The following is a 12,167-nucleotide window of genomic DNA, read 5'->3' on the forward strand; positions in this document are numbered from 1 at the left end:
CGAACCCTTCTCGCCCAACGCGATTGCGGTCGTCGGCATGGCCGGCAGATTTCCCGGCGCCGACTCCGTGTCAGAGTTCTGGGACAACTTGCGGCGCGGTGAGGAGTCGATCGTGACCCTGTCGGAGGAGGACCTTCTTGCTGCCGGAGTCAGCGAGAAAACCCTCGCGAATCATGCGTACGTGCGGCGCGCTGCGCTGATGAACGCGATAGACGAATTCGACGCTGACTTCTTCGGCTTCACACCACAAGCTGCCCGGATGACGGATCCGCAACACCGGCTGTTCTTGCAGTGTGCGTGGCATGCGCTGGAAGACGCCGGCTGCGACCCGGCGGATATCGACGGTTCAGTCGGCGTGTACGCAACCAGCACGACCAGCGGGTATCTACTGCACAACCTGATGTCGCACCACGATCCGAACGAAATCATCGGGCAAGGCGTCACGTTCGAGATGGTCAACCTGTCGTTGCAGAACGACAAAGACTATCTGGCGACGCGGGTGGCGCACCAGTTCGATCTGCGCGGCCCGGCCCTGTCGGTTCAGACGGCGTGCTCGTCGTCCTTGGTCGCACTTCACTTGGCCTGCCAGAGCATTTTGAACGGTGAATCTGACATGGCTCTGGTTGGTGGCGCGTCGCTCCGGATCCCGCACCGCGTCGGGTACTGGCACGAACCCGGTTCGATGGTGTCCGCGACCGGTCACTGCCGGCCGTTCGACGTGCGGTCGGATGGCACCATCTTCGGCAGCGGAGTCGGGGTGGTGGTGCTCAAGGCACTGCAGGACGCCGTCGACGACGGGGACCGCATTCACGCGGTGATCCGGGGGTCGGCGCTCAACAACGACGGATCGACGAAGATGACGTACGCTGCGCCCAATGCGGCCGGTCAGGCAGATGTCATCGCCGAGGCGCATGCGGTCGCGGAGATCGACGCCTCAACCGTGAGCTACGTCGAGACGCACGGAACCGGTACGCCCCTCGGCGATCCGATCGAGATCGAAGGTCTGCGGCAAGCTTTCGGTGTTTCCACGGCCACCAGGCCTGGTCCGTGCTTTGTCGGTTCGGTCAAGTCCAACATCGGTCATCTGGAGTCAGCGGCCGGGATGGCGGGTTTGATCAAGGCGATTCTCTGCCTCAAACACCGGGCAATTCCTGCAACCCTGCATTACACCAGTCCCAACCCCGAATTGCACCTGGACCGAGGACCCTTCGTCGTACGCACCGACTACGGCCCATGGGAATGGGACGGCATACGGCGCGCCGGGGTCAGCTCGTTCGGTGTGGGTGGCACTAACGCGCATGTCGTCTTGGAAGAAGCACCGGCAGAGGCGTCCGTACTCCCAGTCACAGAGCCCGGTCCGCAGGTGCTGTTGTTGTCGGCTCGAACCGCCGAGGCGCTGCAGCAGTCACGCTCCGCGCTGGCCGCCGAATTGTCCGGCTCAGATGAGGTCGCCCTGCCCGATGTCGCGTATACCCTGGCTCGCCGCCGGAAAGAAAACATCCGCATGGCGGCGGTCGTCAACGACGGGCAGCACGCGGCGGCGGTGCTGGCCGCTGAAGAGCACGACAACGTGTTCGTCGGCGAATCAGTTGCGAGCAAACACAATTCGGAGCGAGTTGTTTTCCTGTTTCCGGGCCAGGGCGCCCAGCACATCGGGATGGCGCGTGGCCTCTACGAGTCCGAGCCAGTGTTTGCCGAGCATTTCGATCAGTGCGCCGCAGGGTTCGGTGAAGAGTTGGGTATCGACCTGCGAGCGGAGATATTCGAGGGGACCGCACGAAACCTGGAGCGCACCGACCGGACCCAACCGGCGCTGTTCACGGTGGAATATGCGCTGGCGAAGTTGATCGAGATCTACGGTGTTCGCTCGGCAGCATTGGCGGGGCACAGCATCGGCGAGTATGTCGCTGCCACCATCGCGGGCGTCTTCGACCTCGCGACGGCCGTCAAGGCGGTGTCGATGCGGGCACGCCTGATGCACGCCGCACCGCGGGGCGTCATGGTTGCGGTGGCGCTGAGCCCCAATGCAATCACCGAGTATCTTTCGGCAGACGTCGACCTGGCCACCGTCAACGATCCGGGCGGCTGCGTCGTTGCCGGGTCCGAGGAGAACATCCGCACGTTCCAGAGTCGCCTCGCCGAAGCGGGTATCACCGCCCGCCGGGTCCGCACCTCACACGCCTTCCACTCGCGTTTGATGGAGCCGGTGCTCCCGGAATTCACCGGCTTCCTGTCCCGCCTGGCGCTTCGCGAACCGCGGATACCGTTGCTGTCGAACCTAACCGGGACGTGGTTGGCCGCCGGCGAGGCGACCAACCCCGCGACGTGGGCACGCCAAATACGGGCGACGGTAAGGTTTTCCGACGAGCTCGACGCATTGCTGGCAGATCCGGACCGGGTTTTCGTCGAGGTCGGTCCCGGCGGCACCCTGACGGCCTCCGCTATGCGTCACCCGAAGTGGTCGGAAGGTCATCGTGCCGTTCGGCTCATGCGCCACCATGCCCAGAACCGAAGCGATCGTGACACCTTCCTGGTGGCGCTGGGGCAACTCTGGTCGGCGGGGATCGACGTCGACTGGACACCCCTGCGTGGCGGTCGTCGTCCGCAACTCGTCTCGCTTCCTGGCTACGCCTTTGAACGCCAACGGCATTGGGTAGACCACAATGCCGCCGCAAAGTGGGTGGACGGTGCCCCTGCGACGAAGGGGGCGGCGGCCTCGCCGTCGGCTGGCGCCGCTGCCCCAACCCATACAGCCGCCAACGGTAGTTCGCCGATGGAAGCGGCGTTGCAGCGCATCTGGGCGCAGTGCCTCGGTGTCGGCTCGATTGACCGGAACACCAATTTCTTCGACCTCGGCGGCGACTCACTGGTCGCCATCAGCGTGGCGATGGCCGCCTCCCACGAAGGACTGGACCTCACACCACAGGACTTGTACGACAACCCGACCGTGGCCGGGCTGGCCAAGGCTCTTGCGGCTCGGTATGCGGCCGGCGGGCTGGCCCGCCAGGCGCCGGGTGAAGTCGTGCATCCGCCCGTTCCGCCGAACATCACGTACTTCCTCGAGCAGGGCGTTCGCGAGCGCGGCCACTGGCGGGTTCCCGTGATCCTGAAACTTCGGCCCGATGTGTCGGTCGAGGACGTCCGTTCGGTGCTGACCGCCGTGACCAACCACCACGACGCGCTGCGCCTGCGGATAGTGCAGCGCGCGGGAACATGGGAACAGCACGTGGAAGAACCGCGGGAATTCGCCGAGTTGGCCACCCGGTCGCTTCCCAACGGCATCGCGCCAGGAAGCCTCCAGGAGCGCGAAGCGGTGTTCGGCATCCTGAAAGAGCAGATCCGCGAACAGGATTTGTCGAGCCCACCCCTGGCCGCCACTTATGTCCGCGGCGAACCGGGCGGTCTGTGCTATCTCGCGATCAGTGTGCACGCGATCGTGGGCGACGACGCGTCGCGCGACATCCTGCTCACCGACATCTTCACCGCGTTCGGACAACGGTTGGCGGGCGAAGACATTGCGCTGCAACCGGTTACCACACCGTGGGCTGAGTGGTCCCAGCGTTGCGCCGCGCTCGCCACGCATCCCGCGGTGGTGGAAAGCCGCGATTTCTGGCTAGAGACCGAGATTTCAGCGGATCTGCGCGTGGTCGATTCGGAAGTCTCGGAACCCCCGGAGGTAGCCGACCTGGTGAGAGTGTCTTCGTCGCTGACTGTGTCGGAAACAAGCGAGGTGGACGACGCGCGGCGCCGGCTGAGGCTGCCGATCGACCAAATCCTGCTGGCCGCGCTGAGCCGGACGATCGCGGCCACGGTCGGTGACGGCGCCGTCGCCGTTGACCTCGGGGGGCCGGGGCGGTCGGTGCTCAGACCCGATGTCGACTTGCGCCGGACGGTTGGTTGGTTCACCACCCTCTATCCTGTCGCTCTGCGGTGCGCTAAGGGCGAAGACATGAGTGCCCGGCAGCTGTTGGACGGCGTGTACGAGACGCTGAACGCCGTCCCGCACTACGGAATCGGGTACGGGCTGTTGCGTTACCTTTACGCACCGACGGCGCGATTGCTCGGACCTGCCCGTCACGCCGACGTTCTCTTCTCGTATATGGGCACGATTCCTGACCTGCCATCTGTGTCATCCGACGACGCACCCGTCCAATTGGACGCCGACACCGCCATGCCGGTGCGCGAGGCGATCCCGGGCTTGGGGCACGCCGTGGAGCTTCGGGTGTACCGCTGCGCTGGCGAGCTACACCTCGATTGGTGGTATGACGCGCGCCGAGTCGAGCCGGCCGCGGCTGAGTCGCTTGCCGACGTTTTCGCCAGAGCAGTAATGGATTTGATCCAGGAAGCGGTGGCTGAAGATGAACTGGATGCGGGCAGCGACGAACTGACGCTGGTGGACCTGTCGTCTACTCAGGCATAAGAGAGAGCCGGAAAGTGTTTCCCACGTCGGTCATTCGGAAGCTGGCGAACAGCGAGGAGATGCTCGCTGAGACCCATAATTTTGTGGGTCTGGCCGCGCATGTGACGGGCCCGATCGATATCGATGTCCTGTCGGCTGCCTATGATGCGCTGCTCGAAGCCCATCCAGTTCTCACCGCTCACCTCGAACGTCTCCCCGACGGACGGCACCAGTTCGTCACCGATGACCTGCTGCCGGCCGGAATCGAGGTGGTGGAATTCGATGATCCGGCCGCCGAAGCCCCTCCACTGCATTTCGACCAGAACGAGGCGCTGGTCGCCTTGCGAGTGACCATCCGCGATGGGCAAGCACAGCCGACGCTCTACGTCCACCATGCTCTGGCGGATGGTCATCACATGTACGTCCTCATCGAGGAACTGCTGTCGTACTACACCGACCTGGTCTGCAATGGCCGCATTGGTGCGGTCGGCGTCGAGCCCGCGCCGGAATCGATCGAGGCGGTGCTCGCCGACCGAGGCGTGCAGAAACAGAAGCGCTCAGGCATCGAGCGGTTCATGCCGGCGATGTTCGCCTACGACCTTCCGCCCACCCGGCGTGCCGCCACCGACGTCAAACCGGCGTCACCGGTGCGTGTTCCGATGGTGTCGTGTCGGTTGAGCGAGCGCGAGACCGACGACGTCGTTGCCTTCGGTAGGGCACATGACCTCAGCTTGCACGCCGTGCTCTCTGCTGCTGTCCTGATAGCGGAGTGGCGGCTGCGGGGCGAGCTGAACATCCCGGTTCCCTACGTCTACACCGTGGATTTGCGCTATTTCCTCTCACCACCGGTGTCGGCGACCGGGTGCACCAACCCGATCGGGCTGGCGACCTACCTCGCCGAAATTGACCACAACACCGCTGTGGTCGACCTCGCCCGCGACATCGCCGACACCTTTCAGGCAGACCTGTCCGAGGGTGTGATCCAACAGTCCCGGCTGCACTTCAGCCCGCAATACGTCGGGAACCCGCCGGGACTGCCCGATGTCGTCGTGCTGTCCAATAATGGCCTGGTCCCCCCGGTGCGGACACCACCGGGGACGGAGGTGACCGCCACCCATGGCGAGTTGTATTTCGCGGTCAGCGCCGGAATCGATATTTACTTCACCCAGATCTTCAACGGGCAGTTGAACATCGAGTACCACTCGCATGGGCCGGCGCCGGAAAAATCGGTCGAGGCAATACGTTCACTGCTGCGCAGCATCGCCGAGCAGCACGCGGGTGTCAGTTGACAGGGCCGAAGGCGTAGCGGTGGTACTGCAGCATGTGGCGCAGCGGCGGAACCGCACGAGCCAGACGGCTGCCGTGCCGGAAGCCAGCCGGTACCCGGCTGAACGTGCTGGCGTCGAACAACGTCGTGGCGGTCAGCAGCCGAACCCCCGACACCCGATCCAGGATGTCGCGCGGGCTGTTGACCCCCCAATACAGCGTCGAACCGGACTGCCGCTGCAACCGGTGCGTCTTCTGCGACTTGATGCCCAGCCAGTTGTAGAAGTCGATCTGCAGTTCGCCGGTGGTGAAGCGGTCGACGACGCGTTGAAGCAGCGCGACACCGTCGCGCTCGGTCAGGTACATGCTGATGCCTTCGGCCAGCAGCAGCACCGGGCGGTCGGCGGGAATTTGGTCCAGCCAGGACGGATCGGTTGCCGACGTCGCGACCAGGTGGCACTGTGGGCGGGTCGGAAAAATCTTCTCGCGCAACGCGATAACGTCCGGATAGTCGACGTCATACCATTCCACGTCTGGCCCCGGATCCAGCCGAAACACCCGGCTGTCCAGACCGCATCCGAGATGGACGACGGTCGCGTGCGGATGAACCGCCAGGAATTGGCGCGCCCAGATGTCGTACTGGGCGCTGCGCACTGTGACCAGCGGTGCCCACCTGCCGGGCGCCTCGAGTACGTCCCAGTCGAAATCGATTCGGTCGACCGTGTCTTTCGCGTACCGGTCGCCCAAAACGGGCCGGTCAAAATCGGCGTCCAACGCCTTGAGATACAAGGTCGTCAACATTGTTTGAGCGGCGCCGTGGAGGTCGACGGAAACTTTGTCGGTCACGTCGCCCAGCCTAAACGCCGGGCGGGCCATGGATGCAGCAGAAGTTTGAATAAGGAGGCGCGATGACGGACACGACCAGCGATGGGCGCAACGGAAGTCCGCCCGGAGTCTTGCTGCTGTACTACAGCTACACGGGGCAGTCGCTCAAAGTGCTTGAGGCCGCGGGAAAGGTTTTCGCCGAGCGCGGTTGCGAGGTACACAAGGCGCCGATCGAGTTCACCGATCCGCGGTATTCCGAACGGTTTTCGCGTTTTCCGATGCAACGTGTATGGCCCGATATGCTCGGCGTTCTGCCGGCCCAGAAGCGCGGCGCCACTGGGGAGATCCGAACCCCGGATACAGTGCGAAACGGCGACTACGACCTGATCTGTATCGGCTCACCGACCTGGTGGCAGACCGTGAGTATGCCGATGCGCTCCTTCCTGAAGTCGGACGAGGCGCGAAAATTACTGTCCGGCAAGCCCTTCGCGGTGTTCGTCGTGTGCCGTCAGTATTGGCTGGAAAACCTCACGGCGGTGCGCGAGCTCGCCGAGCAGCAGGGCGGCAAATTCGTCGACGAGGTTCACTTCACCTATCCCGGCGACACGCTGCGTTCGATGCTGTCGCTGACCAGCTATCTGGGCTCAGGCGAGTACCGCGAAAAGTACCTGGGTGTGCGTATTCCGCCGACCAACATTCAGCCCGAGCAGCTGCAGCAGACCCGAACCTTCGCCGCTGGCCTCGCGGATCGACTGTTCGGCAAGTAGAGGTAGCTACTTATGCCCCGCTCATTCGACGTGTCGTTCGAATCGGCTGCCACCGTCGAAGAAGTCCATTCAGCGTTCGGCGCACTGGATTACTGGCTGGCCCGGCTCGCCGCCTTCGGCGGCGCCAAGACGCTGGACTCGTTGGTCGTCGACCCCGACGGCACGGTAACCGTGACCGTTACCGACGACCTGCGCCGGGGTGGGCTGCCCAGAATGCTCGCCACGTTGTATCGAGGTGACCTGCACATCGTGAGCACGGAGAAGTGGCGCCCGGCGGCTGATAGTCGGCTCGGCGGGGAGATCAGCGTCGCGGTGATCGGCGCGCCGGGATCCGGACGTGGTGCGGCCGTGCTGGCGCCGTCGGGAGACGGCTCAAGGCTGAATCTGTCTGCGACGGTGGAGTTCAACGTCCCGTTGGTCGGCGGCAAGATCGAGAGCTACGTCGCGGGCCAGTTCGCCAATGGCTTCGCTGAAATTCACCGCTTCACCACGAACTGGATTACCGAGCATGCCTGATACCGGACAACGGCTGCCTGATCCGTCGGACGGTACGTCCGTGGCGGTGCCGACCACTGCCGAGGCGCTGGCGCGTCTGGACATGCCGTTGCTCGAGGCGATGATGACCCAGCGCGCGGTGCGGCGCGTGCTTCCCGATCCGGTCGATGACGAGGTGGTGCTGAAATGCATCGAGTTGGCCTTGCGCGCACCGACCGGTAACGACGGGCAGAACTGGGAATTCATCGTCGTCAAAGACCGCCGGGTCAAGGAGAAGCTCGCCAAGCGTTATCGCCAGGCATGGAAGATCCAACGCGGCGTAGTGCTGCGGCGCGCGGTTGCCCACGACGAGTCGATGGCCAAGATCGCGCGCGCCATTCAGTGGCAGATCGACCACTTCACCGAGATCCCTGTCCTGGTGGTGGCCTGCCTGCGCCTCGGTGCCCGCGAGGGACGGCTGCCGTTCGTGCGGATGCCGCATGTGGCCGAGTCGGCATACTGGGGATCGATCTATCCCAGCGTGCAGAACCTGTTACTGGCCGCGCGTGCCATCGGCCTGGGCGCCTCCCTGATCACCTTGCCGCTGTGGAGCCAGACGGCGGCGCGAAGAGCCCTCGGCCTACCGCACGCAGTAACGCCGTGCTGCATTGTGCCGCTGGGGTGGCCGCGCGGACGCTACGGGGTGGCCACCCGCAAACCGGTCGAACAGGTGGCGCATCGCGATGCTTACGGCAACCGGGTCTGGTTCGACACGCACGAGCGACCCGCCCGGTGAGCTTCGCAACTGGCTGGGATCCGACGGTTACACGGATTCTCTTGCCGCGCAGCGGCCTTCGGGATGCGACCCTAGCCGCTGAGGCCCTTCATCATGACCCGGTCCCACATCCGATCGGTCAGCAGCAGACGAGCCAGCACGGAGGCCTTTCCTGACACCCCCACGATGTAGCGGGGTTTGGGGTTTTTGGCCTCGACCGCCCGGACCACCGCGCGGGCGACCGTGTCCGCATCGACCGTGACGACCGGTTTCTCGGCCAGCGCGGACGTCATCTCGACGTAGCGCCGCTTGAACTCGCGGTACACATCGTCGGAGGCCTCCGACGGCATTGCCGTCTGTCGCGCTTCGGTGAACCTGGTGTTGCGTACCCCGGTGGGTTCGATCAACACCACCCGCACCCCGAACGGCCGCACTTCCGCCCCAAGGACCTGTGAGAGGGCCGCGACGCCGTATTTGCTGATGTGGTATGCGCCTGCGCCGGGTGACGTCCACCGTCCGGCGGTGCTACCGATGTTGACAATAGTGCCCGCTCCCCGGGCGCGCATAGCGGGTAACACAGCCTGCGAAAGGTGAAGCATCGCAACAACATTGGTCTCGAAGATGCTTCGCAGGTCGGGTAACGCCACCTGCTCGAGTGGGCTGGCAAGCCCGAATCCGGCGTTGTTGACGAGGACGTCCACGCCGCCGTGGTCGGTGTTGATCTCCTCGACAAGCCGGGCCACGGCGTGCTCATCGGTGACGTCGAGGGCGCGGGCTGCCAAGCCCCGCGACCGCAGCGCTTCGAGGGCCGTTGGATTGCGGCCAGCGGCGAACACCAGATAACCCCGGGCGTGCAGCCGGTGAGCGGTGGCCTCACCAATGCCACTCGTCGCCCCGGTGACCACGGCAATCGGCTTGGTGTTCATCGGGTCAGGTGCTCAGGAAAAGGCTAGTCCAGCGCGTGCCGAGTTCGTCCCAGACGAACGCACGGCGGCCTGCATGTACCCTCCGATTTTCGCGCTAACGGCTGCGCTGAACCTACCGTGAGAACACCTCAGCGTCGAGATCGGTAGGCCACCCCCGCGTGATACGTTGCGATGGCTCCAGAACGGAATCTTCACCGGGAAAGGGCTGAGGCGTGCACGGTGCTTGAGGTGATCGACAAGGGGTGCGTCAGTGAGGCCCACTCGGTCCCACTGCTCTTTGTCCATGGGGCCTGGCATGCCGCCTGGTGTTGGGACGAAAACTTCCTCGGCTTCTTCGCGGACAGGGGTTATCGCGCGCTTGCGGTGAGTTTCCGCGGACACGGCAACAGTCCGTCCGACAAGCCGCTGCGGCGCTGTTCGGTTGCCGACTATGTCGAGGACGTCGGCGTAGTTGCCGACAGCCTGCCCACCAGACCGGTAGTCATCGGTCACTCCATGGGCGGTTTCATCGTGCAAAAGTATCTGGAGTCGCACGACGCCCCTGCCGGCGTTTTGATGACGTCCATGCCTCCGCACGGCAACCTGGGATCCGCCCTACGCTGGATACGACATCGCCCATGGCATTTCGCCAAAATGGTGAGCACCGGGAAGTCGTTGCCGTACGTCAGCACTGTGCAACTCGCGCGGGAGAGATTCTTCTCCGCACACACGCCCGAACCCCAAGTCGTGGCCTACGCGGCACGGCTGCAAGAAGAGAGCGCGCGAATCGGCATCGACTGCGCGGTGCTGAGGCTGCCGCGGCCTAAACGGGTGACGACGCCGTTATTGGTCCTGGGGGCCGAGGAGGATGGCGCGCATACACGCAAAGAAGTACTCGCCACCGCACGCGCCTACCGCACCGAAGCGGAATTCTTTCCCAATATGGGACACGACATGATGCTCGAGCCTGGTTGGGCTGCCGTCGCTGAACGAATCCACACCTGGCTAGGCACTCGCGGCCTGTAATGCTCACGCCGGTGACGGCCGCTGCCGGGCACATACGCCTGTCTCGTTGGAGCTCAAGAACGCGATAGAACCGCGAGCCGGCCGCCACGGCGAATTCGCGGCCGAAGCGAAACAAGATGCGCAGACGGCATGGCAGTTAACCGCGGACGGACCGGGAATAGGTGGAGTAGCGTCCGTAGGTTATGGGAACCCAGCAAATCGACGCGGTCATCGTGGGGGCGGGTTTCGGTGGAATCGGCGCGGCGATCCAGTTGAAGCGCCTGGGCTACGACAACATCCTGATCGTCGACCGAGAGGATGACCTGGGCGGTACGTGGCATGTCAACCACTATCCGGGCCTGTCCGTCGATCAACCGTCGACCACGTATTCCTACTGGTTCGAACCCAACCCGTACTGGTCGCGGCTGTTCGCGCCGGGCGCCGAACTGAAACGCTACGCCGAGCATGTGGCCGATAAGTACGACGTGCGTCGCCACATGCGGTTCAACACCACCGTCGATGGCGCCCGGTGGGACGACGATGCCCGGCTCTGGCGGGTGGCGCTTGCCGGTGGTGAGGTTCTGAACACGCGGTTCCTGATCGCCGCGACCGGCTTCCTATCCCAGCCGCGGACCCCGGATATTCCCGGTATCGAGACGTTCAAAGGTCGCATCATCCACACCGCCGCCTGGGATGACAGCTACTCGTTGACCGGACGTCGGGCGGCGATCATCGGAACCGGTTCCACCGGTATTCAGGTCATTCCCGAGCTGGCCAAGGAAGTCTCCGAGTTGACCGTCTATCAGCGCACGCCGATCCTGGTGCTGCCCAAGTCCGACGTCGTATTCCCGGCCGCCGTCCAACGGCTCTTCGCCCGGGTGCCGCTTACTCAACGGATCTTGCGGTGGTTCACCGATACCGGTACGGACTTCATGATGGTCATCACGATGTGGAAATACCGCCGTTTCAAGGTGGTCAACAAGGCCATGTCGGGACTGTCCAAAATCCATCGGTTGCTGTCGGTGCGCGACTCGGAACTATCACGCAAGCTGGACCCGAATTTCGACTTCGGCTGCAAGCGACCGACGATTTCCAATGACTATTACCCGACGTTTACCAGGCAGCACGTGCACCTGGAAACCAGTGGGATCGAGCGGATCGAGCCCGACGGCATCGTCGGGCGCGACGGCACCAAGCGGTTTATTGACACCCTGGTGCTGGCAACCGGGTTCGACGTGTGGGACGCCAACCTGCCGGCGATTGAGGTGATCGGGCGGGAGGGCCGGAACCTCGGAAAATGGTGGCGGGAAACCAGGTTCCAGGCGTATCAAGGCATCTCGGTGCCGTACTTCCCGAACCTCTTGACCATGGCCAGCCCGTTTTCGTGGGTAGGGCTGTCGTGGTTCAACACGGTGGAATACCAGATGCGGCACATGAATCGGCTGTTCGGCGAACTGCAGCGTCGCGATGCTCGCACCTTCGAGGTCACCGAAGACGCCAATGCCCGCTTCCTGGAGCGGATGACCAAGCTGCTCGACGATTCGGTGTTTCACCTCGGCAGCTGCGCAACCTCACGCTCATATTGGTTCAACCACCACACCGGGGAAGCACCGCTTTTTCGTCCGACGTCAGTGCGCAACGCCGTCCAGGAACAGGACCGGTTCCCGATGACGGACTACGCGATATCGTGACGCCGAAAGTCGCCGATGATCGGTGTGGGGGTGGCCGGCGTCGAGCAAACCCACGGCGTC

At 64.1% G+C, this 12,167-nt stretch carries 9 protein-coding genes; 7 read left to right on the top strand and 2 right to left on the bottom strand.

Going from position 1 to position 12,167, the window contains the following annotated elements; genetic code table 11:
- Positions 1 to 37 precede the first annotated feature (37 nt).
- Positions 38 to 4,420 carry a type I polyketide synthase gene (locus A5724_RS29180; protein WP_082965349.1) on the top strand — a complete coding sequence of 1,461 codons (4,383 nt, stop codon included), beginning with the start codon at positions 38 to 40 and terminating at the stop codon, positions 4,418 to 4,420.
- A 14-nt stretch (positions 4,421 to 4,434) separates the two neighbouring features.
- Positions 4,435 to 5,688 (top strand): acyltransferase, encoded by a 1,254-nt coding sequence (locus tag A5724_RS29185; protein ID WP_067810507.1) that lies wholly within the window; start codon positions 4,435 to 4,437, stop codon positions 5,686 to 5,688.
- Here A5724_RS29185 and A5724_RS29190 read toward each other — a convergent pair.
- Positions 5,681 to 6,511, bottom strand: a complete 831-nt coding sequence (locus A5724_RS29190) for a class I SAM-dependent methyltransferase (protein ID WP_067810801.1) — start codon at positions 6,509 to 6,511, stop codon at positions 5,681 to 5,683. The two genes, A5724_RS29185 and A5724_RS29190, sit on opposite strands and share 8 nt — an antisense overlap.
- 62 nt (positions 6,512 to 6,573) lie before the next feature.
- On the opposite strand from A5724_RS29190, the gene A5724_RS29195 reads away from it, so the two are divergent.
- Genes A5724_RS29195 through A5724_RS29205 form a run of 3 tightly spaced genes read left to right on the top strand, consistent with a single transcriptional unit; the run spans position 6,574 to position 8,527 of the window.
- Entirely contained in the window at positions 6,574 to 7,257 is a 684-nt protein-coding gene (locus A5724_RS29195) for a flavodoxin (protein WP_067810509.1), read from the top strand.
- Between the two features lie 12 nt (positions 7,258 to 7,269).
- The gene (locus A5724_RS29200; protein ID WP_067810511.1) at positions 7,270 to 7,773 is read left to right on the top strand and encodes a DUF2505 domain-containing protein; all 504 of its coding nucleotides are present in this window, start codon (positions 7,270 to 7,272) and stop codon (positions 7,771 to 7,773) included.
- Complete coding sequence (locus A5724_RS29205) at positions 7,766 to 8,527, top strand: nitroreductase family protein (protein WP_067810513.1); 762 nt, start codon at positions 7,766 to 7,768, stop codon at positions 8,525 to 8,527. Before A5724_RS29200 ends, A5724_RS29205 begins: the two co-directional genes overlap by 8 nt.
- 71 nt (positions 8,528 to 8,598) lie before the next feature.
- Here the strand turns inward: A5724_RS29205 and A5724_RS29210 are convergent, their stop codons facing one another.
- Complete coding sequence (locus A5724_RS29210) at positions 8,599 to 9,432, bottom strand: SDR family NAD(P)-dependent oxidoreductase (protein ID WP_067810515.1); 834 nt, start codon at positions 9,430 to 9,432, stop codon at positions 8,599 to 8,601.
- Positions 9,433 to 9,651: 219 nt separating this feature from the next.
- Between A5724_RS29210 and A5724_RS29215 the strand changes: the two genes are divergently transcribed.
- Positions 9,652 to 10,437 (top strand): alpha/beta hydrolase, encoded by a 786-nt coding sequence (locus A5724_RS29215; protein ID WP_197518815.1) that lies wholly within the window; start codon positions 9,652 to 9,654, stop codon positions 10,435 to 10,437.
- Positions 10,438 to 10,619: 182 nt separating this feature from the next.
- Positions 10,620 to 12,107, top strand: coding sequence for an NAD(P)/FAD-dependent oxidoreductase (locus A5724_RS29220; RefSeq protein ID WP_067810519.1), 1,488 nt, complete (start codon positions 10,620 to 10,622; stop codon positions 12,105 to 12,107).
- Positions 12,108 to 12,167: the final 60 nt, after the last annotated feature.

This window comes from Mycobacterium sp. ACS1612, from assembly GCF_001667505.1.
In the GTDB taxonomy this organism is placed as follows: domain Bacteria; phylum Actinomycetota; class Actinomycetes; order Mycobacteriales; family Mycobacteriaceae; genus Mycobacterium.

Excerpts from the sequence above, each read along its gene's own strand:
- A5724_RS29210 (WP_067810515.1), bottom strand. The coding sequence starts at position 9,432 with ATGAACACCAAGCCGATTGCCGTGGTCACCGGGGCGACGAGTGGCATT.
- A5724_RS29220 (WP_067810519.1), top strand. The coding sequence starts at position 10,620 with ATGGGAACCCAGCAAATCGACGCGGTCATCGTGGGGGCGGGTTTCGGT.
- A5724_RS29200 (WP_067810511.1), top strand. The coding sequence starts at position 7,270 with ATGCCCCGCTCATTCGACGTGTCGTTCGAATCGGCTGCCACCGTCGAA.
- A5724_RS29205 (WP_067810513.1), top strand. The coding sequence starts at position 7,766 with ATGCCTGATACCGGACAACGGCTGCCTGATCCGTCGGACGGTACGTCC.
- A5724_RS29195 (WP_067810509.1), top strand. The coding sequence starts at position 6,574 with ATGACGGACACGACCAGCGATGGGCGCAACGGAAGTCCGCCCGGAGTC.
- A5724_RS29180 (WP_082965349.1), top strand. The coding sequence starts at position 38 with ATGGCCGGCAGATTTCCCGGCGCCGACTCCGTGTCAGAGTTCTGGGAC.